The organism is Acinetobacter sp. YH16056_T (genome assembly GCF_024605895.1).
Classification (GTDB): Bacteria; Pseudomonadota; Gammaproteobacteria; order Pseudomonadales; family Moraxellaceae; genus Acinetobacter; species Acinetobacter amyesii.
In genome coordinates, this window is record NZ_CP094545.1 from 2202549 (window position 1) to 2227374 (window position 24826).

The window sequence follows — 24826 nt, forward strand, 5'->3', positions numbered from 1 at the left end:
TCAATACTTGACTTAATGCTATGCCTGAAATTCATTTCTGACATTATTAAAAACACTGGTATGTAATGACTACCATCTCCAATTTAAATCTAAGATAAAAAAAGCCCCTGTATCACTACAGGGGCTTTTTTGAATTTGGCGGAAGCGGTGAGATTCGAACTCACGGAGGACTCGCGCCCTCGTCGGTTTTCAAGACCGGTGCATTAAACCGCTCTGCCACGCTTCCATGTGCGCCATAATACGGAGGTTTTATTCATCTGACAAGTAAAAATTACAACTAAACCTTTCAAATGAATATTGTTTCGCCAAATCCTTAAAGTTTAGCCGCGAGCTCCGCACCTTCACGTATTGCGCGTTTCGCATCTAACTCTGCTGCTAGTTTTGCACCACCAATAATATGGTAATTGGCAAGGGTTTTCTCACCCTGTTCGGGCATCAAATGCTTTACCGATTCCTGACCTGCACAAACAACGATCGTATCTACACGTAATAATTGATCATGCCCTGCATGTTCAACCCAAAGCCCTTCATCACTAATGGCTTTGTATTGAACACCACGCAGCATACGAACCGCATTTTTCTTTAATTGTGCACGGTGTACCCAGCCTGATGTTTTACCTAACCCTGCACCGAGTGCAGTTGTTTTACGTTGTAATAAATAAATTTCTCGAACAGGAGGTTCGAGCTCAGCAGCCTGCATACCGCCTTCTGTTACGTAGTTTGGATTTGGATCAACACCCCACTCCCGCTGCCAATCCGCTAAAGGCATTGGTTGTGGCTGATGTGGTGGTTTGAGTAAAAATTCAGATACATCAAAGCCAATGCCGCCTGCACCAATCACAGCAACTTTATTCCCCACAGCTGCGCCCTTCAGCACTTCTGCATAAGACAAGACATTCGGTGCATCACTACCTTCAATTTTTAAGCTGCGAGGAACCACACCAGTTGCAATAACAACTTCCTCAAACCCTTCACGTTCAAGTTGCTCACGGTTTACACGCGTGTTTAAACGCAAATCAACACCCGTTTTTTCGATTTGAACTTTAAAGTAGCGAATCGTTTCGTGAAATTCTTCTTTACCGGGAACGACTTTTGCCAAGTTAAATTGACCACCTACCTCTGCACCAGCTTCAAATAAAGTCACGGCATGACCTCGGCTTGCCGCTACCGTTGCAGCAGACATACCTGCCACGCCACCACCGACGACTGCAATACGCTTCGGTTTTTTGGTTTTTAAATAAACCAATTCTGTTTCATATGCCGCTCGTGGATTGACCAAACACGTCGCACGCTGATTTTTAAAAGTATGATCTAAACAGGCTTGGTTACAGGCAATACACGTATTAATTTCATCGACACGATTAGTCGCAGTTTTATTCACCCAAAATGGATCTGCCAAGAATGGACGTGCCATTTGCACCATATCTGCCTTGCCTGAAGCCAAAATTTCTTCAGCTGTATCTGGCATATTGATACGGTTTGACGCAATGACAGGTATCGCAACATGTTTTTTGACTTCAGCGGTATAATCCACAAATGCCGCACGCGGAACTGAAGTTACAATTGTCGGAATACGTGCTTCATGCCAGCCAATCCCCGTGTTCAACAACGTCACACCTGCTGCTTCCAAAGCTTTGGCAACAGTAATGACTTCAGCCATGGTGTTCCCATCATGGACCAAATCGAGTAATGACAAACGGAAGCAGATAATAAATTTCTCACCCACTTCAGCACGTATCGATTTCACAATATCAACCGCAAGACGCATACGATTTTCAATCTCGCCGCCCCAACGGTCAGTCCGTTGGTTGACATGACGACTTAAAAATTGATTCAGCAAATAGCCTTCTGAACCCATGATTTCAACACCGTCATAGCCCGCTTTTTGAGCTAAGCTTGCGCAGCGTACATAGTCGTCTATCGTGTCTAAAATCTGTTTATCACTCAATTGACGCGGTTTAAAAGGTGAAATCGGAGATTTTATCGGACTCGCTGACACTGCAAAAGGCTGATAGCCATAACGCCCTGCATGCAAGATTTGCATTAAAATTTTGGCACCATGCTTATGCACTGCATGAGTCACCAATCGATGCGGAGCGATATCACCTAAAGTATTCATGGTACCGCCAGCAGGTAACAACCAACCTTGACGGTTTGGCGAAATACCGCCTGTAATAATCAGGCCGACACCACCTTTCGCACGCTCACCAAAATAAGCTGCAAGCTTAGGATAATTATAAAAACGATCTTCCAGCCCACTATGCATGGACCCCATCACGACACGATTTTTAATCGTGGTAAAACCCAAATGTAAAGGTTTTAAAATATTTGCATAGCTAGTCGTTGTCATGCTGAATCCTTATTTTGGCTTTGCAACTTGTTGCATAATACTTTAGCGGTTTTTTTATATTTTGGGATGACAGTTTAGAAAATATTCTTCGCTTTTATGGTCAATACCGCCTGATATATAAATCCTCTAACCATAAAAAAAGCCGTGATATTTCACATCACGGCGTGTTATTTTTAAAAGCATTATTTCCAATGCTTCAGCTTACTGGTTTGCCCAATCCCGACATTAAAGCTATTGGTTGGATCCAACTTTTGATAATGATTTTTTAATGCAGGCTTGGCAACATATAAATGTCCAACATTGTGTTCCGCAGGATATTCAGCACCACGATCATCGAGTAAATGCCACATTGCATGTTCCATTACCAAAGGATCTACACCTTTTTTCACAATATAATCTTGATGAAACACATGGCAGAGAAAATGTCCATAATAGAGTTTATGGATAATTTGCTCATCCATGGCTTTCGGTAAAGTTTCGACCCATTCACGATCATTGCGACGTAATGCAATATCCAGTGCAACAATGTCTTCCACTTCTGAACGATGCGTATCACGATAACGAATGGCAGCTCCTGCCACCGCAAAACGATGTAAAAATGCCTTACGACCTTCTTCATCCGTACATTTAAAATAATTGCCTGAGGTTTTATCTAAAAAATACGTTTTCAAATACGCATCAACTTGATCAACATCCTGATTTTCAATACGAATCATCAAATGATGTTCATATAAATCACGAAATTCATTCATACGTTTTGGCAAATGATTCGGCAAAAATTTAGTCACCAGCTGCAAGACTTTATCCGACAAACCTCGCAAGCCCAGTTTTTCTAAATAGCCATCGACTTTATCTTTCATGGCAAAAGCAGCAGGAACTTTTGCAGTGCCAAATTTTTCAATAAATACAAAAGAATCTTTGCCATATTCAGCCCCAATATCGTATGCCATGCGATGAATGTACTCACCCGCAATCGGGAGGCGTGCAAGATCTTTTAATAGAAAACGACGAATTTCTGTTAAATCATCTTGCGAATTGGTTCCCACATAAAACACCTGACTAGGAATTTTTTCAAAGGTATCTAAACGTACGGCAAAGACGCAGACTTTACCCGCTGAACCTGATGCTTCAAATAGTCGACTCGGATCTGCATTAAAACGTGCAGGTGTATTTTCATCGACTTGTTTAACATCATGTGAGTAGCGTTGATCTGATGCACAGCAACTAGAATTATTCACAATGTCATTGATTTGATAATTTTTATTTTCCAGCGCTGTGAGGATTTCTTCAGGCGTATTGCCAAGATTGACACCTAGATGATTGACCAACTCTAACTCACCTGACTCATTCACTTGTGCATACAGTGCAAGCTCTGTATAGGCAGGACCGCGGCGTACCAAAGCACCCCCTGAGTTATTGCATACACCGCCCAAAACCGATGCCCCAATACACGAAGAACCAATCACCGAATGAGGTTCACGATTATATGGCAGCAAATCTTTTTCAAGTTTGTCTAATGTCGCACCCGGTAGACAAATCACTTGCTTGCCTTCATTAATCACTTGGATGCCAACCAAACGACGTGTACTTATCAGCACCACAGGACGGTCATAGTCATCACCAAACGGCGTTGAACCACCTGTCAGACCTGTATTGGCGGCTTGCATAATCACAATACAATTTGCATCCACAGCCGCTTGCAGCACTTGCCATTGCTCAAGCAAAGAGCCCGGTGTAACCACAGCCAATACTTTTCCTGCACCGTAACGGCGACCTTGGCGGTATAAACGTGTGTCTTTATCTTCAGTTAAAACGTGTTGCTTACCGACGATGTTGATAAAGTTTTGAATGGTTTGTGATGATTGACTTTGCATGCTCGTAGAATTTTCCATTTTCATTATTTTCTCTCCTCGCTAAAGAGGAATTGCATTGTTATGCAATAAAAAATATTGATTTAAATAATTTAAACAACGTAGGTTTATTTGCACATATCAAAAGTTTTTAGTCATTGTTATTAAAATCTATAATGAATATCCCTTCTCCCTTTGGGATGAGTAGCAATGCTACACAAGAGGGTTAGGAGAATTAATTAATCAATAAATACCTCTCCCTAACCCTCTCCTACAAGGAGAGGGAACTTTCATTTTTTAATTTTTTTTGATGACGAATAACTTTCCCAAGAGATCTATTCAAAAAATCACCCAGCCAACTCTTTCTCTAACTTCACCAAACAATCAGATGTAATATCCGCAATGGTTTTTGCACCAGTTAAGGTCATGGCAACACGCATTTCTTTATCAATCAGTTCTAAAAGATTTGAAACGCCCGCTCCACCCGCAGCACCTAAAGCATAAACAAAGGCACGACCAAGCATACAGGTATCTGCACCCAACGCCAGCATACGCACAACATCTAGACCATTACGAATACCCGAATCCGCGAGGATTTTAATATCACCTTTGACTGCATCTGCAATTGGTGGAAGTGCGCGTGCAGAAGATAAAACGCCATCGAGCTGACGGCCACCATGGTTTGACACCACGATGCCATCTGCACCAAAACGCACTGCATCTTTGGCATCTTCAGGGTCAAGGATGCCTTTAATGACCATCGGTCCATCCCAAAATTCACGAATCCACTCAAGGTCTTTCCATGAAATTGATGGGTCAAAGTTATTGCCCAACCAGCCGATATAATCTTCTAGACCTGTTGGTTTGCCCAAGTATTTAGAAATATTCCCCAAGTCATGCGGACGACCTAATAAACCCACATTCCACGCCCAGTGTGGGTGGAAACACGACTGCATATAACGTCGCATCGCAGCATTTGGCCCGCTCATCCCCGAGTGTGCATCACGGTAACGCGCGCCCGGAACAGGCATATCCACGGTAAACACCAAAGTTGAACAGCCTGCTGCTTTGGCACGTTCTAAGGCATTTTTCATAAAGCCACGGTCACGTAGCACATACAACTGAAACCACATAGGACGCTGAATCGCTGGCGCCACTTCTTCAATTGGACATACTGAAACGGTAGACAGCGTAAATGGAATGCCCTTTTTATCTGCGGCAACGGCTGCTTGAACTTCGCCGCGGCGTGCATACATCCCTGTTAAACCCACAGGTGATAAAGCCACAGGCATCGATAAGGTTTCATTAAACAGTTGGGTTTCTAGACTCAGCTGTGACATGTCATTTAGCACACGTTGACGCAACGCTATTTTTGATAAATCTTCTACATTACGCTTTAAGGTATATTCGGCATACGCCCCGCCATCGATGTAATGAAATAAAAATGGCGGTAAACGACGACGTGCCGCTTCACGATAGTCATTGGCAGAAGAAATAATCATGCTTATATCCTGTTTAATCGACTGGCGCGCTGACGACGAGCTTCTTCTTCATCAATCATGCGCACCTGTTGTACTACAAACTCAATGTGTCCACAGACTGCTTTACGTGCAGCTTCAGGATCACGACGTTCAATTGCATTCATGACTTGGAAGTGCTGATCATGCAATTGATCAAATCGGTGTGCTTCGCTATAAACTTTTCGACGACCTAAAACGACATTAAATTGCAACAGATCAAATAGACCACGCATCATCTGAATCAACACTAAATTATGTGATGCTTCAGCAATTGCTAAATGAAATTTGGCATCTGCACGCGCTGCTTCATCGTCATTGCCTAAAGCCTGAAAATGATTGATCTGATCATAATAATGTCGGATATGTGCCAAGTCCTCTGCTGTAGCACGTTGTGCCGCATACCATGCAGTACCACCTTCTAAAATAATGCGCGCCTCTTGCACATCAAAACGGTAGGCAGGGTCTTCACTAATCAAACTGCTGATGGGCTGCACAATTTGATAACTCGACCAAGTCGCTGGTAATTGCTTTAAAAACGTCCCCGCACCCACTTTACTGACCAACACGCCCATGCTAGTCAATTGAGAAATCGCCTCGCGTAAAGAGGTGCGTGAGACGCCAAGTTGTTCACACAATTTCCGTTCAGCAGGCAGACGATCTCCAACTTGCATATTGCTTTGTTCAATCAATACACGAAGACTTTGAACAGTTTTATCAGAGACTTTCATCTGCTTTCCTTAACGTTGTTACACAATTCGTGTTATGGAATCATCCAAGGGAACACATAAGCTTGTAGGGTGATTAAAATCCCCATCATGATTGTGAACGTTATACTGTGTTTTACGGTAAAACGGAATAAATCCGACTCTTTACCTACCAACCCGACTGCCGCACATGCAATTGCAATTGACTGTGGTGAAATCATTTTCCCTGTCACACCGCCACTGGTATTAGCAGCAACGAGTAATACTTCTGGCACACCGATTTGTTGTGCAGTAGTCGCCTGCAATGCTGCAAATAGCGCATTGGCTGACGTATCTGAACCCGTGAGGAATACACCAAGCCATCCTAAAAATGGCGAGAAGAAGGTAAAGGCTTGACCTGTATGTGCAAGGGCCAAAGCCAAGGTCGAAGACATACCTGAATAGTTGGCGATAAAAGCAAAAGACAACACCATCCCAATCGAATAAATTGGAATTTTTAATTCATTAATGGTTTCACCAAAGGTCACAATCGCGTCTTTCGGCTTCATTTTTAAGAAAATAATGGTAATGATCGCAGCGATGACAATTGCCGTACCTGTTGCCGAAAACCAATCAAATTTATAGATGGCATCGTAGTCCTTCATTTCAGGTACGACTGGCGGCATCTTTTGAACCAATTGGTGTAAGAATGGCACTTTGATCGAAATAACCAAATCATGTAAAGCACCGTCTTTGGTAAATAAATCCTTAAACGGTTTAATACTCCAGATCGTGACCATCACCGTTAAGATCGCAAATGGCGACCACGCTTTTGCAATTTGACCCAAGCTATATTTTTGCTGTTTTTGTGCAGCCACATCTTCACTCATCGTCGCATCTTGATCTGCAAAGCGGAAAATATGTTTAGGCTGCCAATATTTAAATAAAATCGTTAATGACACTAAAGAGGCAATCGCCGCGGTAATATCGGGTAATTCAGGACCGACAAAGTTCGACGTTAGATACTGTGCAATCGCAAAGCTACTCGCCCCAACCACAACTGCAGGCCAAGTTTCCTTCACACCGCGCCAGCCATCCATAATCGCCATAATCCAAAACAGTACAATCGGCACCATAAATGGCAACTGTCGACCAACCATCTGACTGATTTCCATCGTATCTACACCAGACACTTGTCCAGCAACGATAATTGGAATACCCATCGCACCAAAAGCCACTGGCGCTGTATTTACGATCAGACAAAGACCTGCCGCATATAAAGGTTTAAAGCCTAAACCTACCAATAGTGCTGCGGTAATCGCCACAGGAGCACCAAAGCCCGCAGCACCTTCTAGGAAAGTACCGAAAGCAAAGCCGACTAATAGCATCTGTAAACGTTGATCTTCAGTAATGGAAAGTATCGAAGAACGGATGATGTCAAACTGCCCTGTTTTGACTGAGATTTTATACAGGAACACCGCACCAATAATGATCCATGCGATCGGCCATAAACCATAGAAAAAACCGTAGACCATCGAAGCCAATGCCATAAGCGCAGGCATGTCATAGGCAAATAAAGACACCAACAGTGCCAGTACAACGGTGATCGTACCTGCCACACTGCCTTTTAAACGAAATACAGCAAGCGCCAAGAAAAAAAAGATAATCGGAATGAGCGCAATTAAACTTGATATCCATATATTCCCCATTGGGTCATATATTTGCTGCCATTGAAGCATTGTCATCTCCTTGAAATGCTTACTAAGATTTAATTATTGAGCAATATCAGCATGTGGTCTTTTTATCATTGGTATGACCAATATAAATATTAAACACATAAAAACTCATACTATTGCTGAAATACTCCGCAATTTTTAATTATTTCAACTCAATCATTCAAGCTTTTCTTGTTTTTGGTATGACCAATATAAAATACAAAAACATTATTTTTCCGTTTAAAAACCTCCATATCAACTTTTAAATATCTGTTTTGTATTTATTATTTACAACTAAACTTTATAAAATATACTTTAGTCTAATAACCACGCTTTGTTTGACCTCAGTCTCATTTCAATGAAAAGCATAAAAACCAAATTAACCCAATAATGGTATGACCATTAATTTAAATCAAATAGATTTCTTTATATTTACATCCTATTCCATTCAGAAAACGCATTTTCCGCCCGCAAAAACTGGATGAAGTATTCACCAATAGATTTCAACGATCATTTTTTTCCACCTCATCGCTTGTATCTCATGATTTTTTAGAAAAACCCCGCAGAAAAGTGCTACAATCATGCACATATATGTATTCTTTCAGGCCACCCATTCTCGGTGCCTATATTTATATCGTTAGGATTAACAATGACTGATAATGCAACTATCTTGCAGAATGTCCCAGTTGGCAAAAAAGTTGGTATTGCCTTCTCTGGTGGTCTAGATACTTCAGCTGCGCTTTTGTGGATGAAACAAAAAGGTGCAGAACCTTATGCTTACACAGCAAACTTAGGTCAACCTGATGAAGACGACTACGATGCGATTCCAAAAAAAGCGGAAGCGTATGGCGCAGTTAAAGCTCGCTTAGTTGATTGTCGTTTACAACTTGCTTTAGAAGGTATTGCGGCTATTCAATGTGGCGCTTTCCACATTTCAACTGGTGGTATGCCTTATTTCAACACGACTCCTCTTGGTCGTGCAGTTACAGGTACGATGCTTGTAACCGCAATGAAAGAAGATGACGTAAACATCTGGGGTGACGGTTCGACTTATAAAGGTAACGACATTGAACGTTTCTATCGTTATGGTCTGTTGACTAACCCATCGCTAAAAATTTACAAACCTTGGTTAGACCAAACTTTCATTGACGAGCTAGGCGGCCGTGCAGAAATGTCACAGTTCCTGATCGACAATGGTTTTGACTACAAAATGTCAAAAGAGAAAGCGTACTCAACTGACTCAAACATGTTAGGTGCGACTCACGAAGCAAAAGATCTTGAATACCTTAATGCGGGTATCAAAATCGTAGACCCAATCATGGGCGTTGCGTTCTGGAAAGATGACGTAGAAGTAAAAGCTGAAGAAGTTTCTGTAACTTTCGAAGAAGGCTTCCCTGTTGCATTAAATGGCAAACGCATCGAAAACCCAGTTGAGTTCATTCTTGAAGCTAACCGTATCGGTGGTCGTCATGGTCTAGGTATGTCTGACCAAATCGAAAACCGTATCATTGAAGCAAAATCTCGTGGTATCTACGAAGCTCCGGGTATGGCACTTCTTCATATCGCTTATGAACGTTTAGTGACTGGTATTCATAACGAAGACACCATCGAACAATACCGTATTAACGGTCTGCGTTTAGGTCGTCTTCTTTACCAAGGTCGTTGGTTCGATTCTCAATCATTAATGCTTCGTGAAACTGCGCAGCGTTGGGTTGCTAAAGCAATCACTGGTACTGTGACTTTAGAACTTCGTCGTGGTAATGACTACACTATTCTAAACACTGAATCTCCTAACCTCACTTATGAAGCTGAACGTTTAACTATGGAGAAAGGTGACTCTATGTTTAGTCCTGCTGACCGTATCGGTCAATTGACTATGCGTAACTTGGATATCACAGATACTCGCGCTAAATTAGGTATCTACACAAACTCTGGCTTACTTGCAGTAGGTACAGGTTCTGCAGTGCCTCAATTAAAAGACAAAAACAAATAAGATTTGTTGAGTCATAAAAAACCGCGCATTTTGCGCGGTTTTTTATTGCCGATTTCAGAGAAGTTCTCAATTTTATTAAACATTAAGCCACATGTGCTGAACGAATCGACTGATAGTAAATTTGATTCCGGCCTAATTGTTTCGCACGATACAACGCCTGATCGGCAATATTTAACAGTTCATCCTTCGTCATATTTTCAGCACGATATACCGTAATACCCAAACTAATAGTGACGTGATTTGAAACCTGTGATTTGGCATGTGGAATTTCTAAACGATCGATTGCTTTATAAATATTTGACGCTACCGCATAAGCACCATGCGCATCGGTTTCAGGCAATAAAACCACAAATTCTTCACCACCATATCGCGCTACAAAATCCATATGTCGAATGGCATTTTTAATGGTTTTGGCAATGGTTGAAATTACATCATCGCCTTTTTGATGACCGTAGAAATCGTTATAGTTTTTAAAATGATCAACATCGATAAATAGCACAGCAAGCGAGGTGTTATTACGTCGAGATTGCTCATAAAAGGTATCAAGCATTTCATCAAAAGTACGTCGGTTTGAAATCTTGGTTAATTCATCGTGCTGACTTAAATGTAAAAGCTCTGTGGTATGAATACGATGGATTTTTTCACTAATATCCGCGCGCAGCATATTCAAAAATATCATCCGTTCACGCGCACAGAGCATCTTACTGATTGCAAAACCCAATACACAGCTTCCAATCAGTACACGCCCCAACACCATCACATCAAATTTCACTTCTAATGAAAAAAGCATCAACATGGTGACCACAGCAGCCAACAAGCCAGACATCAACATTTGGACTGGTTTAACCCCCGTCAAAATATAGCTCAAGATGTAAATCATACAAAGGATCATCATGGCCTGATGTTTAAGTGCTTCGGTATACACGGTCATGGTGAGCCAAGACATTGAAATAACAGCCCAAAACACTACAAACATACTGGCATGTGAAAAATAAGGCTTCAGACGGTCGTAACGAGCAAAGGCATATAAAGTCAGAAGACACAGCGCACCATTGAGCTGTCCAAGCAAACAATGAATAAAATCATGCACAAAATACTGTTGATCAATAATCCAGTAATCTCCGGGAATGATCAGCATGGTGAGCACAAAGTAGATCAACACCCCCATCCAGAAAAAATGACGTATGTTGGTTTGCGCACGATCGAGGTTTAAAGTCCAAAATTGGGTTTCCAGTTTTTTAGGAAACATTTCCCCTACACGACGAGTTTGCCGTGTAATCAGTTCCTCTATTTTTTCTTTATCGTATTGCAACTTTGCAAGGTTATACTTGTATTCCATTTCCAAGCATTTATCTAATTCTTTTAGTCATTTAAAAATACCACAGTTTTATTCTTTATTTATATCTGTTCAGTCATTTGTACAGAAATCTCGTTACCATTTTCACATTATTTGCATTATCATTTGTTTTATTTCCAAGCTTGGAATCGCTGTGAACACGATTACTCTTCTTCAGCCAGATGATTGGCATGCACATTTACGTGACGGTCTAGCCCTAAAGCGTACAGTTCCTGATTTAGCACAACAATTCTCTCGCGCGATTTGTATGCCAAACACCGTACCACCGGTAAAAACCGTTGAAGAAGCAAATGCATACCGTGAACGTATCATGGCACATGTTCCTGAAGGCGTTCACTTTGACCCGCGCATGGTGCTCTATTTCACAGACAACACACCTGCAAGTGAAGTTAAAAAAATTAAAGAATCTGAGCATGTTAATGCCATTAAGCTCTATCCAGCAGGTGCAACCACGAACTCGGACAGTGGTGTCAGTGACATTAGTAAAGTATATGGTGTGATTGAGCAACTCGAAGAACACCAAGTGCCATTACTCTTACATGGTGAAGTGACGCATAACCATGTCGATATTTTTGACCGTGAAAAACGTTTCCTTGATGAAGTACTTTCTCCACTGTTAAAACAGTTCCCTAAATTAAAATTGGTGCTAGAACACATCACCACAAGTGAAGCTGCGCATTTTGTATTAGAACAAGACCGTAATGTCGCTGCGACAATCACACCGCAACATTTATTGTTTAACCGTAATGATATGTTGGTGGGTGGTATTAAACCGCATTTCTATTGCCTACCGATATTAAAACGTCAAACCCATCAGCAAACTTTGCTCGAAGTCGCGACCAGTGCGAACCCTAAATTTTTCTTAGGTACAGACAGTGCGCCGCACTCAAAAAATGCTAAAGAAAATGCATGTGGCTGTGCAGGATGTTATAGTGCACCAACAGCAATTGAGCTATACGCTCAAGCATTTGATCAAGTCGGTAAAATCGACCGTTTAGAAGGTTTTGCAAGCCACTTTGGTGCAGACTTCTACGGACTCCCTCGAAATACCAATACCATTACCTTGGTAAAAGAAGATCAAATGATCCCTGAAAGTTTAGACTATTTGGATGGCGAAAAAATTATTCCGTTGTATGCGGGTAAGACCATCCAATGGAGAAAAGTGTGACAGATGAAACTCGACCAGTCATTGGTCAACGTTTCCGTGGATTCCTACCTGTTGTTGTCGATGTCGAAACAGCAGGTTTTAATTCACAGACCGATGCCTTACTGGAAATTGCAGCTATTCCTATTGTGTATGATGCAGAAGGTAATTTTGTACCGGGTGAAGCCCACCATGCACATATCAATCCGTTTGAAGGTGCCAACCTTGACCGTCGCTCACTGGATTTTATTGGTGTAGATCCATTTAATCCGATGCGTATGGCCATGGCTGAAGATGAGAAATCAGCATTAAAACGTATTTTTAAGTCAGTGAATGAAGTACGTCGTCAACAAAACTGCACTCATGCTGTTTTAGTTGGTCACAATGCCCATTTTGATTTAGGGTTTGTACAGGCAGCTATTGCACGTACAGGAACAAAAAATCAAAATCCTTTCCATAGTTTTTCCGTATTCGATACAGTGACTTTGAGCGCTGTAATGTTTGGACAAACTGTGCTGGCAAAATCATGTATTCAAGCTGGTATTGAGTTTGATGGTAAAGAAGCACACTCTGCACTTTACGATACTCAGAAGACCGCAGAACTGTTCTGTTATATTTTGAACAAACTCGGCCCTCACCTACTTGACACTATGATGGCGGATCAATAAGATACCGCCATCTTCTAAACGTCCCTATCGTCTAGAGGCCTAGGACATCGCCCTTTCACGGCGGTAACCGGGGTTCGAATCCCCGTAGGGACGCCAATTATTATTCAGACTTTCTCCAAGCTGATTATTCAAGTCTATTGAATACACATCACCATCTCTTCTGATTATTCAAAATTTTCATTGAATTCGCTGTGTATTAAAAAAACACCTATTGCAAATAATTCTCATTTCTATTGATTATTTTTGTAAAGTTAATGATAATCGCTATCGTTTTTATCTGCATAATTGTTGACAGCCATGCGCTTTGCCTATTCTCCCCTCAATCTCGCAATTTTGACTGCTTTAGCATCTCAAGCTTATGCCAATGAAATTGATACAACTCAATTTATTCAAAGCAATAATCTCAAAATGTCGCCGATTGAAGTTGAAGTCAAAGCCAAGCCAGAAGTAGGTAAAACCATCTACACCAAAGAAGATTTAGAAAAAACGCCGAATAGTTCGAAAAATATCACAGACTTTTTAAAAGTTAATCCAAATGTGCAGTTTAGCCGTGAACAACGTTCTGCAGATTCACAGGCTGAGCTACGACCATCCGAGATATCTATTAATGGCGCGCAAACTTACCGAAATAAATTTGTAATTAACGGCGTCAATACCACCAATAACCTTGACCCTCTGGCAAGCGGCAACTCCTATTCAGGCAAGCTTGATGGTGGCTCACAAGGGATGGCCCTAAATACCGATTTAATTTGTAAATTAGAATTGATCGATAGTAATGTTTCTGCAGCATACGGCGAATTTACAGGTGGTGTAGTTAATGCTGAAACTTGTACCCCAAATACTGAAATTGGCAAAATCCACGGCTCCGTTACTTACGACTACACGGAAAGTGATTGGTCACGTTATCATTTTACCGATGAAGAAGAAGCTGCAGAGTTTGAAGATCCAACATCATCAAATAATAAAGAATATAAAAAACACGGCTTAAGCCTGAATCTATACAGCAAACTCTCTGAACAATGGGGCATCAATAGTTATGCCTCTAAACGTGAATCCATCGTTCCAGTAATGAGTGGTTTAGAAGATCGCAGTAAAGTCAAAAGCGAGCGTAATAATATTAACTTAGGGACTACCCTTTTTTACACACCTTCGGACACAACCAAAGCGAAGTTTGGCTTTGATTTAGGGGATTTGGACAGTCTAAATTTCGTTGATAAGCGAATAAATTCAAAAAGTATTAGCAATACAGAAACGTTGACATTTTTTGGTGAATTAGAAAGTAAACTCAATAATTCAACATTAAAACAAAATATTAGCTATCAAACGCTAAGCCAAGCACGTGAAAATGATTCAACTACCGGCATTCTTTGGAAGCAAACACCAACTAAAAACTGGAGTTCCAATCCTGGTGAAGGTGCCACAAGTAGTGATATTGAATTACACCAAGATACATTTTCGTATAGTCTAAAAAATGCGTTGATACCATTCAGATTGGCAACAGCATGCAACAATTAAGCTTTGGTATGGGCTATGACTATTCTAAAGTTGCATGGGAACGGCCTAACGATGCCTATATGTATAATCAGCCTAAGACTTTTACATCTAGTTCAGGCATTAGCTGTACGGCAGGTGATATTCTTTGTGATGAAGCAACGGATGAAAATAACTATCAAGGCCAATATCAAACAAATGGCAAGTATTATCAAAAAGGTAAAGTTAATATTGACCAACAACGTGTGCATACCTTCATTGAAAACACATCGACTTGGGATAATTTTTCAGCGCGTTTAGGTTTACGTGCAGATTATGATAGCTTATCGAAAAATTTAAATATTGCACCTCGTACTGCCTTTAACTATAAACCGCTAAAAAATGATCTTCTGTCCTTCACTACGGGATGGAATCGATATTATGCAAACTATACCTTAGCCACTGAACTGCAAGATCAACTTGCATTTTTGGAATACAATTTAAAACGCACAAAAAATCAAACTGAAGACTATTGGACTCAAACTGGGTTATCAGATTTAATATTAGCTAATTCCAATGTTCAACGTGCCAATTTAAAGACCCCTTATGCTGACGAAATTGTGTTTGCCATTAATAGCCAAGTTAAAAACTGGAACCTTGGTCTGAAATGGGTGAATCGTGATAGCAAAGATGAAATCACAAAAAATCGTTTTATTGATCCAACCACCAGCAACACCATCGATCATTTTGAATATAGTAATAGTGGTAAAGCAAAAGCTGACATTTACACACTCACACTCAGAAATATACTGCCAGTCGTATATAAAAACTCTCTGCACGGGTTTAACTTTGGCTTTGATTACACTGAATCAGAAAAAAATTATTTAGACTATTCTGAGTCATATAACGTTAACAGTAATACGACTGCTGAAGATCGCGATATTATCTTTAACGGCAGCCTCATCCAATTTAATGAACGTCCTGTTGAAAATTTCAATCAGCCTTGGACTGCTCGTTTTGGTTGGGACATTGAGTTTTCAAATTTACCATTAAAGATTAATAACTTTTTAAGCTACAACTCTGAATATAAAGATACGTATAAACTAAAAAACAAAGTTGAGCATGATGGTGTCCTGTTGGAAGCCTATGCTACAGATACGATTAGACCTCGATTTAGTTGGGATATGCGTACCACTTATGATTTCAATTTCGCTAAAGACCTCAAAGCAATATTCGGTTTAACCATTAACAATATTACCAATCGACATAATATCTATACCACCCCAGGTATTAGTGAGTCGACCAACAGACTTAGATCTGAAATTGGGCGACAGTTCATTGCTGATGTCACATTTAAATTTTAAACTTTCCCCTATCAAGAGCGCCTCAAAACGCTCTTGATTCATTTTTAAATAGACGAAAAAATGAAAAAAATAATCTTAATCTTTGGCCTGTGCCTAGTATGTCTCGGTATCTTCATCTACATTTTTAGACCAGAAGCCAGCCTACCGATAAATCCTTCAAATACTGTTGAGCACGATGCCAATCATACAAATCAAACAGCATTGAATGATGACCAAGAATCTTCTATTCCCGAAACCAACGATCATGACACTCAAATACAAGCGAAAAAACCAAAAAAATTGAGCGAAGAAGCAATACAGTATTACCGAACAGCAAGCAAATACGGTTGGGAGTCAATCGTTCGTGATTTTGAAAAAGGAACCATCCTAAAAAGCAAAATGCCTAAAAGGGAAAAAGAAAAACTTTGCGAAATTGCACTGAGTCATAGCACTGCCGATCAAACCAAACGCTTATTTAAAGCAAATTGCAAACCACTCAATGGCCGTTCATCCTCTATGATTATTAATTGCGCATTAACCAATGCAGAAGGCAAAATAGATCAAAACGAAATCATTGAAAAATTAAAACTCTACAAGTCGGAAAATGTTTTACAAACACACGTTACGTATAAATTTGGCCCGTATGAAGAAAAAAGCTCTTTGCAATCTAAAACAATTGGTTGGGGGCTTGAAGACGTTTCTGATTATTTGCTGAGTATTGGTGTCGATTACACGGGCGTGGATGGTAATTTAATTTTAGACAATATCAAAGGCCGTAACCCTTCTGTGAGTTTGGTTCAAAAACTACTGAATGCAGGAATCGAGCCCAATAGTAACGTTTATAAACAAATGGAACAGAATGACTTTTCAACCAAATATCCTGACGTTTACAATTTATTAAAAGCACACAAACCATGAAAAACATCGTTATTACCAGCTGCCTGCTAATGAGTATGCATTGCTTTGCAAATGCTCCATTACCACAAAATCTCTCTACCAATGCACCATCAGTGAAAAACATTCAAGACTTTAAAAAGATCAAAGGGATGACAAATGATACGTCTCGTTATTATAAATTTATAAACATATATGGTTGGTCAGCCATAGTGCAGGAATTTGAAAATAAAAATATTCAAAGCAGTAAAATGAAAAATAAAGAAGTTAAAAAAATGTGTGACACAGCGCATCTTATACTTCCACTTCAAGATATCAAGCGACTGATTGCTGCTAATTGCAAACCCAGCTCAAACGATGTGACTTTTAATACCATCAATAGGACTTTAAAAAATGGCGATGGTTCTATTAATGAACAAGAAATTATTGCCAAGTTAGAATTTTATAATGCATTAGGATTATTAAAAACACATCAAACATACGGCCGTGGCTATCGTGCAGAAACATATAATTTACTCTACAAAGCTGCCGGTTTTGGTTTGCCTGATGTTTTTGATTATCTCCTGAATATCGGACTCACAGTAAAATATACCGATGGTAACTTACTAAATACACATTTTGATGGTCGCTCCCCTCAACTCGCTTTAACCCAAAAAATTTTAAAACTGGGTGTCGAGCCAAATGCTTCAACCATCACAATCATGCAACAACGGAACTTTAAACAACACTACCCCGACATTTACCAAATCATACTGTCCAATCTAGAACAGAAAAACCACAAACTTTAATTAATTACAGCCTGACTGGTTTTGTTTATACTTCAGCTTGATCTATTTTGATGTAAGAATACCCTATGTTTAAAAAGTTGCTCTTGGTTTTAGCCATCTTATTTCCATCTGCACTCTATCTGTATATTGTGAGCCGCGATGACAACAAAGCCCCTGTAGCTGAACAAACTCAAGTACCTGCAACTTCTGAAGCTGAGTATCAAACTCCTGACCATTAATCCAATGGTCAGTGCTAAAGATTTAAATTTTAGATCAGTATTATCACATTATAAGAAAAATTCGATTTATCAATCATTTCACTGCATTCAATCATAAAATATACCTTTCGTTCAATTTTCATTTCACTATGCAATCTCCCTCTGAACCTTCGCAACACTCGTCTGCTGAAGGTAAAAGTCCATCGCTTAAACGTGCGATGACGACTCGACACCTTGTGATGCTCTCACTTGGTGGTGCAATTGGTACTGGTTTGTTTATGGGTTCAGGTGAAGTTATTTCACAAGCTGGGCCTTTAGGCGCTGTTCTTGCCTATATTATTGGCGGTTTGATTGCCTACATGGTCATGCTCTGTTTGGGTGAACTTGCCGTACATTTACCTGTTTCTGGGTCTTTTGGTGCTTTTGCGACAAATTATATTGGCCCTGGTACCGGTTATATGGTGTCTTGGATGTACTGGTTGGGCTGGTCTGCCACCTTAGGTACAGAATTTACTGCGGCGGCTATTTTGATGCAGGAATGGTTTCCACAAACCTCTATTTGGTTATGGACACTGATCTTTGCTGCTGGTGTACTGATTTCTAATCTAAGTTCTACACGCGCATTCGCAGAGTCAGAATTTTGGTTATCAATGGTGAAAGTTGCAACAGTGTTGATTTTCATCATCCTTGGTTTTGCCTGCATCTTTGGTTTCGTGCCTTTCCAAGGCTATGAATCAGCTCCAATGTTCCACAATTTGACTGAACATGGTTGGCTGCCAAATGGTTTGTTCCCACTGTTTGCCACGCTATTGATCGTGAACTTTGCCTTTAATGGTACAGAAATGATTGGTATCGCTGCAGGTGAAACTGAAAACCCTGAAAAGAATGTGCCTAAAGCCATTCATGCTGCGGTATGGCGCTTAATCATTTTCTTTGTCGGCACTATTATCGTCATCAGTTCACTGTTGACCTATACCGATGCAGGTTTAAATGTTGGTGGACATGGCGGCTTAAGTAGTAGCCCATTCGTTTCCGTATTTAACCTGATGGGCATTCCCTATGCAGAAGACTTAATTCGTTTCGTCATTATTACAGCTTTACTGTCTACAGCTAACTCTGGTTTATATGCTGCATCGCGTATGATGTGGGCACTGTCTGCACAAAAACAATTACCACGTGCTTTCGGCAAATTAAGCAAAACAGGTGTGCCTTATATTGCTGTATTGGTCACTATGATCGGTGGTTTACCAGGTCTATTGTCAGAACAATTTGGCGCAGATGTGATCTTCAAAAACTTGATGGGGGTTGCCGCTTTCACTATGGTGATCGTGTGGATGAGTATTTGTTGGAGTCAATTTAACTTCCGTCGCCAATGGCTGAAACAAGGTCATAGCGTGTCAGAACTTAAATTCCGTACACCATGGTTCCCACTGGTTCCAATCCTTGGCTTTGTCTGCTGTACCGCAACAGGTTTAAGTATGGCTGCAGATCCTGAAATGCTTTCAGGCTTTATTGGATGCTTGATCTTTATGGCGGCATGTTATGCAGGTTATTATTGGTTATATCATAATCAAGATTAAGCTGATTTAATGATTAATCTTTAAAGCGAATCCAAAGCCATTGGGTTCGCTTTTTTATTTTCAAAGCCTTTCTTTTCTATAATTTATTAATCGTTGATTTATATGTTTAAATAACAGACAAATGAGCTGAGATTTAAATTTTTTCTTTGACTCACATCATGTTTATTCATACTATGACAGCACCTTAAAACGTCCCTATCGTCTAGAGGCCTAGGACATCGCCCTTTCACGGCGGTAACCGGGGTTCGAATCCCCGTAGGGACGCCAATTCTTCTGTCAGTTCTGACAAACTTAAAGTTTATTTATCTATAATTTATATTAATTGATTGCATCATCATTGCATTCTTCTCTACAATTACTCGCTTCATTATTTGATTCTCCTTTTTCTCTATGCAGTCATCACATTCTCCGAATGATGCTTCGCATCAGGGCAATTCTGCGCCGTTAAAACGCGCTATGAGTACTCGACATCTGGTGATGATTTCGCTTGGCGGCGCAATCGGTACTGGTTTATTTCTTGGTTCGGGTGAAGTCATTGCACAAACGGGGCCTGTAGGTGCCATTATTTCGTATTTTTTAGGCGGTATTATCGCCTATATGGTGATGCTTTGCTTAGGCGAGCTCGCTGTACATATGCCAGAATCTGGTTCATTTGGCGCTTATGCTAAACGCTATATCGGACCTGGTACGGGTTATACCATCACTTGGCTCTATTGGCTGACATGGTCAGTAACGCTAGGAACTGAATTTACCGCTGCTGCACTTTTAATGCAGGAATGGTTCCCAGACAGCTCTATGTGGATGTGGACCCTAATCTTTGGTGCTTTTGTATTCTGCTTGAATATGATTTCAACCAGATGGTTTGCTGAATCTGAATTTTGGCTAGCTTTAGTCAAAGTGATTACCGTTGTAGCCTTTATTATTTTAGGTCTATTGGCCATTTTTGGTGTTTTAGGCTATAGAGGCTATGAAGCTGCACCACTGTTTAGCAACCTCACTGCACAAGGCTGGTTCCCTGAAGGTTTGTTCCCAATCTTCGCTACAATGTTGATTGTGAACTTTGCATTCTCAGGTACTGAACTGATTGGTGTTGCTGCGGGTGAAACCAAAGATCCAGCGAAAAATGTGCCTAAAGCCATTAACACGGCGATTTTCCGCTTATTGATTTTCTTTGTGGGTACCATTGTTGTTATTACTGCACTATTACCCCATCAAGAAGCCGGCTTATCTGCCGAAGGTGTAAGTAGTTCACCTTTCGTAACGGTATTCCAGCACATTGGTATTCCTTATGCAGAAGACATTATCCGCTTTGTGATTATCACAGCGCTACTTTCTGCTGCAAACTCTGGTTTATTTGCTGCATCTCGAATGATGTGGTCATTGTCCTATAGTAAGCAATTACCTGCAGTGTTCTCTAAAGTGAACTCACGTGGTATTCCTTATGTTGCAGTAATTGTGACCATGATCGGTGGTATGCCGGGCTTACTTTCTGAGCAATTTGCACCAGAAACCATCTTCAAAAACTTGTTAGGTGTTGCGGCATTTACCATGGTGGTAGTGTGGATGAGTATTTGTTTAAGCCAATTTAACTTCCGTCGTCAGTGGTATAAAGAAGGCAAAACTGCAAAAGATTTAGCTTTTGCTGCACCACTCTTCCCAATCGTGCCGATACTCGGTTTTGTATTCTGTCTGATTACCTGTATTAGTATGGTATTTGACCCAGAAATGTTGACTGGCTTTATCTGCTGTATGATCTTCATCGTGGCATGTTATATCAGCTACTACACCTTGTATCACAACAAAGATTGATCTGCGTTGTCATACCAAACACAATAAAAGAGTAACTTCGGTTGCTCTTTTTTTATGGCTATATTTTAATAAAAGTAGAATAAAAATTGTTCCGTCGATGGGGTGCAATATGCAGATCATCTTTATCCATGGCATGAATCAACAGCAACAAACTGCACGTTCGCTCGAACAGCATTGGCTTGCACTGTTGTCTCAAGGCTTAAAGCAAAGCCATCAAGAGACTTTTTTATCGTATATACAGCACCATATGCGCATGCCTTTTTATGGGGACTTACTCACGCGTTATCATTTGCAGAATATGCTTCAAGCCAGCACCTTGACGCCTCAAACGTGGCCACATTTTCCGTTTATCCATCGTACTGAACTCCCAGAAAAATCACCAAAAGTACTTGAGCATCACGCTGTACAAAATAATCTACCTGACATCACCCTCAATGATGCTATTGGATTAAGCCAATCATTCAAATCGATCACTGCACTTGGCAAAGATCTTGCGCTACGCGATTTTGCAGTTTTAATGAATTATTTCCCAAAATTACATGCCACACTTTTGCATAAATTTTTGGTCGAAACTTATCTTTATTTATCCAATCCACATTTTATTCAGGCAGTTCACACTCGTCTGCATGAGCAATTACATCAAACGAAACCTACCCTGTTGATTGCACATTCATTAGGTAGCGTGATTGCGTATCATTTTTTACTGCTACATCCTGAACTCAACATACAGCGCTTTATCACCTTAGGCTCACCTTTGGCTTTTCGTGTCATCCAAGCCCACTTACCTCAACCTTTACAGCGATCTGATGCAATTTCAGGCGATTGGTTAAACTTTTATTCACATGATGATTTTCTCAGCGCTTTTCCGCTGAGTCAGGCACCATTTGATTTTCAACCCGCCATCATGAACCAGCAAATTCAGACATCGATTGAACACCCACACGATATTGCAGGATATTTAACACATCCAGAAGTTATTGCTACAATTTTACAAGTGTTGAAAAAATCGACATAAATAATGTATTTTTCAAACATTTTTAGCAAATTGTTTTAATTTTATGCACTCAACAACAAAAACTGAATTTATTTATAGAAAAGCGTTTGACACCCCCCGATTTTCACCCTAATATACGCCCACCTCTGAAACGTCCCTATCGTCTAGAGGCCTAGGACATCGCCCTTTCACGGCGGTAACCGGGGTTCGAATCCCCGTAGGGACGCCAATTTTCAGAAGTACATTTTATTAAGTCCCTATCGTCTAGAGGCCTAGGACATCGCCCTTTCACGGCGGTAACCGGGGTTCGAATCCCCGTAGGGACGCCATTATTTAGTCTAAAAACTTAGACTGAAATGAACGGTTTTAAAATTTGCTTTCTGTACTGTCCCTATCGTCTAGAGGCCTAGGACATCGCCCTTTCACGGCGGTAACCGGGGTTCGAATCCCCGTAGGGACGCCATATTCGAGTTGGTTTTAACCACTCATTAAAAAGCTCAAGCATTGCGACTTGGGCTTTTTTATTGCCTTAATTTCTAAATATTTCTTTTAAAAGTTTTGAATCATAAATGGCCTTAGGGGCAATCACCTGCTCATTTAGCGGAATATTTTGACCATAGCGCTGCCGCATTAGATGCTGCACTTCATTTTGTTTTAAATCAAATTGTTTCAGTTGTTGTAATGGAGAAAGTTCGATTCCTAAAGCATGCTGATAAGCTTTCCAAACAATTTCAGAACAGTAAATTGCACGGTCATCCCATTCAAAATAAATATCATAGGGTTTGCCCAAGTACTTTTCTGCATGTTGTACCAACTTCGTTTTCTGCGGCACATTTAAGGGTTGTTTGAGCCTTTTCACCACATAGTGAGCATTCTCCCCACGCGCGATCCATTGATTTAAAGCGGTATATTGCACAGGTTGAATGGCTTCAAGCACCCAGGTTTGGTTATTTTTATTTACGATCATGCCCATGTGACTATAGGGCGAATGTGTGGCCTTTTGAATGCTTAAACTTTGTTGTGACTTTGAGATATGAAAAATAATATCTCCCGTCTGAAATACGGACTGGGCATAGAGGGCAGAACTGAGCCCCGAAAGAATGACCGTTAATATTAAAATTTTAGACATTTTTATTGTAAGCAATATTGATATGAATGAAGGCAACCATAACAGGAATATATGTCGGTTGCCCTGATTCTAAAAATTCAAAGATTGATTAAGCCGACTTACGTGAATTGACTTGCCCTTTAATGACCGCGGTTAAATTGCCTTTAAGATATTTAAAAAACACTTTTAACGGCGAAAGTTTAGGATTTGGCTGTTTGCCTTCACCAATCGATTTAAACTGAGCGGCATACCAAATAATTTCCATAATCGCCATTTTATCTATCATCGGTATGCCAGTTTTAATTTTGTCCACACCGTAACGAACATCCTGACCCGCCAATAAACGATCAGCCAAATCGACTTCAACAGCGAATGGACGTGCAATACCAATAAAATCACAAGCTCCACTGTCTAGTGCAGCATTCATGCCTTGCACGGTTCTAAACCCGCCGGTAACCATTAACGCGCATTTCACTTCTTTACGGATATTGTCCGCAAAATCGAGGAAATAAGCTTCACGAGCAATGGTACTGGCTTTACGTTTTTCTGCTTTAGCACCGGCCATCGCTGGCGCTTCATAGGAACCGCCCGAGATTTCAATCATATCAATCCCTGCGGCATCGATTGCCTTAAAGACCTCAATCACATCTGTTTCGCTAATTCCGCCGCGTTGGAAATCAGCAGAATTCAGTTTGACCGAAATGATAAAATCATCTGTCGTCGCAGCACGAACTGCCTTATAGATTTCAAGCAAAAAGCGCATGCGATTTTCATTTGAACCACCCCACTGATCTTGACGTTTATTGGTCAGTGGCGACAAGAACTGACTAATTAAATAACCATGCGCACCATGCAATTGCACGCCTTCGAAGCCTGCCTTTTCACAAATGTGTGCAGCACGTGCAAAACGCTGAATGATATCTAAAATTTCATCTTCACGAAGTTCGCGCGGTGTTCCAAACGTTGTAGCTAACATCGGACTAAATGGCACAGCAGACGGTGCAACCGTTTCTTTATTTAAACCTTTAGGACATTGACGACCCGGATGTGAAAGTTGAACCAATTGCACCATGCCGTGCTTTTTCCCCAACTCAGCCCACTGTGTTAACTGCGCCAAATCACGCTCAGTTTCAGCGACCACAACCCCCGGCTCATTTTTAGCACGGAAATCCACCATGACATTACCCGTAATGGCACAGCCTAAACCACCTTTCGCCCAAGCTTCATATAATCCAAAATGTAGGTGATTGGGTTGGCCTGCGGTATTGGCCAATGCTTCACTCATTGCACCTTTGATGATGCGATTTTTAAACGTGGTATTACGAATTTTAAAGCTTTCAGCTAAATGGCTCATGACAATGTC

Annotated in this window: 19 protein-coding genes and 6 tRNA genes; 16 read left to right on the top strand and 9 right to left on the bottom strand. The window is 40.6% G+C overall.

The annotated features are described in order from the left end of the window. Positions 1-136: 136 nt before the first annotated feature. The 6 genes from MST17_RS10945 to lldP all read right to left on the bottom strand — a co-directional run bounded on the left by MST17_RS10945 (position 137) and on the right by lldP (position 8148). Positions 137-226 (bottom strand) — tRNA-Ser (locus tag MST17_RS10945). 87 nt (positions 227-313) lie between these two features. Then, positions 314-2350 carry an NADPH-dependent 2,4-dienoyl-CoA reductase gene (locus MST17_RS10950; protein ID WP_180026807.1) on the bottom strand — a complete coding sequence of 679 codons (2037 nt, stop codon included), beginning with the start codon at positions 2348-2350 and terminating at the stop codon, positions 314-316. Positions 2351-2532: 182 nt separating this feature from the next. Then, on the bottom strand, positions 2533-4224 hold the full coding sequence (gene dld / locus MST17_RS10955) for a D-lactate dehydrogenase (protein WP_180026832.1): 1692 nt from the start codon (positions 4222-4224) through the stop codon (positions 2533-2535). 323 nt (positions 4225-4547) lie between these two features. Further along, positions 4548-5702 carry an FMN-dependent L-lactate dehydrogenase LldD gene (lldD, locus tag MST17_RS10960; RefSeq protein WP_180026808.1) on the bottom strand — a complete coding sequence of 385 codons (1155 nt, stop codon included), beginning with the start codon at positions 5700-5702 and terminating at the stop codon, positions 4548-4550. A 2-nt stretch (positions 5703-5704) separates the two neighbouring features. After that, positions 5705-6448 (bottom strand): transcriptional regulator LldR, encoded by a 744-nt coding sequence (lldR, locus tag MST17_RS10965; RefSeq protein ID WP_180004196.1) that lies wholly within the window; start codon positions 6446-6448, stop codon positions 5705-5707. A gap of 32 nt (positions 6449-6480) precedes the next feature. Beyond that, positions 6481-8148: an L-lactate permease gene (gene lldP, locus MST17_RS10970; protein WP_180004194.1), complete on the bottom strand. Its 1668-nt coding sequence runs from the start codon at positions 8146-8148 to the stop codon at positions 6481-6483. Between the two features lie 619 nt (positions 8149-8767). On the opposite strand from lldP, the gene argG reads away from it, so the two are divergent. Then, entirely contained in the window at positions 8768-10111 is a 1344-nt protein-coding gene (gene argG / locus MST17_RS10975; RefSeq protein WP_078189146.1) for an argininosuccinate synthase, read from the top strand. 82 nt (positions 10112-10193) lie between these two features. On the opposite strand, the gene MST17_RS10980 is transcribed toward argG, so the two are convergent. After that, the gene (locus MST17_RS10980; RefSeq protein WP_180026809.1) at positions 10194-11450 is read right to left on the bottom strand and encodes a diguanylate cyclase; all 1257 of its coding nucleotides are present in this window, start codon (positions 11448-11450) and stop codon (positions 10194-10196) included. Between the two features lie 151 nt (positions 11451-11601). On the opposite strand from MST17_RS10980, the gene pyrC reads away from it, so the two are divergent. The 15 genes from pyrC to MST17_RS11055 all read left to right on the top strand — a co-directional run bounded on the left by pyrC (position 11602) and on the right by MST17_RS11055 (position 22818). Beyond that, positions 11602-12636 (top strand): dihydroorotase, encoded by a 1035-nt coding sequence (gene pyrC / locus MST17_RS10985; RefSeq protein ID WP_180026810.1) that lies wholly within the window; start codon positions 11602-11604, stop codon positions 12634-12636. Next, positions 12621-13280 (top strand): ribonuclease T, encoded by a 660-nt coding sequence (rnt, locus tag MST17_RS10990; RefSeq protein ID WP_078192915.1) that lies wholly within the window; start codon positions 12621-12623, stop codon positions 13278-13280. The genes pyrC and rnt overlap by 16 nt, the downstream gene beginning before the upstream one ends. 20 nt (positions 13281-13300) lie before the next feature. Next, positions 13301-13376: transfer RNA gene (locus tag MST17_RS10995), tRNA-Glu, on the top strand. Positions 13377-13577: 201 nt separating this feature from the next. Beyond that, complete coding sequence (locus MST17_RS11000; RefSeq protein WP_180026811.1) at positions 13578-14795, top strand: Plug domain-containing protein; 1218 nt, start codon at positions 13578-13580, stop codon at positions 14793-14795. Next, complete coding sequence (locus MST17_RS11005; RefSeq protein WP_180026812.1) at positions 14783-16114, top strand: hypothetical protein; 1332 nt, start codon at positions 14783-14785, stop codon at positions 16112-16114. The genes MST17_RS11000 and MST17_RS11005 overlap by 13 nt, the downstream gene beginning before the upstream one ends. 60 nt (positions 16115-16174) lie before the next feature. After that, complete coding sequence (locus MST17_RS11010) at positions 16175-17011, top strand: hypothetical protein (protein ID WP_180026813.1); 837 nt, start codon at positions 16175-16177, stop codon at positions 17009-17011. Further along, complete coding sequence (locus tag MST17_RS11015) at positions 17008-17775, top strand: hypothetical protein (RefSeq protein WP_180026814.1); 768 nt, start codon at positions 17008-17010, stop codon at positions 17773-17775. Before MST17_RS11010 ends, MST17_RS11015 begins: the two co-directional genes overlap by 4 nt. A gap of 65 nt (positions 17776-17840) precedes the next feature. Next, positions 17841-17993, top strand: coding sequence for a hypothetical protein (locus MST17_RS11020; RefSeq protein ID WP_168379378.1), 153 nt, complete (start codon positions 17841-17843; stop codon positions 17991-17993). Positions 17994-18121: 128 nt separating this feature from the next. Next, positions 18122-19552: an amino acid permease gene (locus tag MST17_RS11025; protein ID WP_180026815.1), complete on the top strand. Its 1431-nt coding sequence runs from the start codon at positions 18122-18124 to the stop codon at positions 19550-19552. 191 nt (positions 19553-19743) lie between these two features. Beyond that, a tRNA-Glu gene (locus MST17_RS11030) sits at positions 19744-19819 on the top strand. A 123-nt stretch (positions 19820-19942) separates the two neighbouring features. Continuing rightward, a complete protein-coding gene (locus MST17_RS11035; RefSeq protein ID WP_180026816.1) occupies positions 19943-21361 on the top strand; it encodes an amino acid permease in 1419 nt (472 codons plus the stop codon). A gap of 109 nt (positions 21362-21470) precedes the next feature. After that, the gene (locus MST17_RS11040) at positions 21471-22376 is read left to right on the top strand and encodes an alpha/beta hydrolase (protein WP_180026817.1); all 906 of its coding nucleotides are present in this window, start codon (positions 21471-21473) and stop codon (positions 22374-22376) included. A gap of 132 nt (positions 22377-22508) precedes the next feature. Continuing rightward, positions 22509-22584, top strand: a tRNA-Glu gene (locus MST17_RS11045). 24 nt (positions 22585-22608) lie between these two features. Continuing rightward, positions 22609-22684: transfer RNA gene (locus MST17_RS11050), tRNA-Glu, on the top strand. Between the two features lie 58 nt (positions 22685-22742). Then, positions 22743-22818 (top strand) — tRNA-Glu (locus MST17_RS11055). A gap of 66 nt (positions 22819-22884) precedes the next feature. Here MST17_RS11055 and MST17_RS11060 read toward each other — a convergent pair. Continuing rightward, on the bottom strand, positions 22885-23484 hold the full coding sequence (locus tag MST17_RS11060) for a YiiX family permuted papain-like enzyme (RefSeq protein WP_180026818.1): 600 nt from the start codon (positions 23482-23484) through the stop codon (positions 22885-22887). Between the two features lie 88 nt (positions 23485-23572). Then, the gene (locus MST17_RS11065; protein ID WP_180026819.1) at positions 23573-24817 is read right to left on the bottom strand and encodes an NADH:flavin oxidoreductase/NADH oxidase family protein; all 1245 of its coding nucleotides are present in this window, start codon (positions 24815-24817) and stop codon (positions 23573-23575) included. Positions 24818-24826 lie beyond the last annotated feature (9 nt).

Coding starts and splice junctions, on each gene's coding strand:
- MST17_RS10950 (WP_180026807.1), bottom strand. CDS start 2,350: ATGACAACGACTAGCTATGCAAATATTTTAAAACCTTTACATTTGGGT.
- dld (WP_180026832.1), bottom strand. CDS start 4,224: ATGCAAAGTCAATCATCACAAACCATTCAAAACTTTATCAACATCGTC.
- lldD (WP_180026808.1), bottom strand. CDS start 5,702: ATGATTATTTCTTCTGCCAATGACTATCGTGAAGCGGCACGTCGTCGT.
- lldR (WP_180004196.1), bottom strand. CDS start 6,448: ATGAAAGTCTCTGATAAAACTGTTCAAAGTCTTCGTGTATTGATTGAA.
- lldP (WP_180004194.1), bottom strand. CDS start 8,148: ATGACAATGCTTCAATGGCAGCAAATATATGACCCAATGGGGAATATA.
- argG (WP_078189146.1), top strand. CDS start 8,768: ATGACTGATAATGCAACTATCTTGCAGAATGTCCCAGTTGGCAAAAAA.
- MST17_RS10980 (WP_180026809.1), bottom strand. CDS start 11,450: ATGGAATACAAGTATAACCTTGCAAAGTTGCAATACGATAAAGAAAAA.
- rnt (WP_078192915.1), top strand. CDS start 12,621: ATGGAGAAAAGTGTGACAGATGAAACTCGACCAGTCATTGGTCAACGT.
- MST17_RS11000 (WP_180026811.1), top strand. CDS start 13,578: ATGCGCTTTGCCTATTCTCCCCTCAATCTCGCAATTTTGACTGCTTTA.
- MST17_RS11005 (WP_180026812.1), top strand. CDS start 14,783: ATGCAACAATTAAGCTTTGGTATGGGCTATGACTATTCTAAAGTTGCA.
- MST17_RS11010 (WP_180026813.1), top strand. CDS start 16,175: ATGAAAAAAATAATCTTAATCTTTGGCCTGTGCCTAGTATGTCTCGGT.
- MST17_RS11015 (WP_180026814.1), top strand. CDS start 17,008: ATGAAAAACATCGTTATTACCAGCTGCCTGCTAATGAGTATGCATTGC.
- MST17_RS11020 (WP_168379378.1), top strand. CDS start 17,841: ATGTTTAAAAAGTTGCTCTTGGTTTTAGCCATCTTATTTCCATCTGCA.
- MST17_RS11025 (WP_180026815.1), top strand. CDS start 18,122: ATGCAATCTCCCTCTGAACCTTCGCAACACTCGTCTGCTGAAGGTAAA.
- MST17_RS11035 (WP_180026816.1), top strand. CDS start 19,943: ATGCAGTCATCACATTCTCCGAATGATGCTTCGCATCAGGGCAATTCT.
- MST17_RS11040 (WP_180026817.1), top strand. CDS start 21,471: ATGCAGATCATCTTTATCCATGGCATGAATCAACAGCAACAAACTGCA.
- MST17_RS11060 (WP_180026818.1), bottom strand. CDS start 23,484: ATGTCTAAAATTTTAATATTAACGGTCATTCTTTCGGGGCTCAGTTCT.
- MST17_RS11065 (WP_180026819.1), bottom strand. CDS start 24,817: ATGAGCCATTTAGCTGAAAGCTTTAAAATTCGTAATACCACGTTTAAA.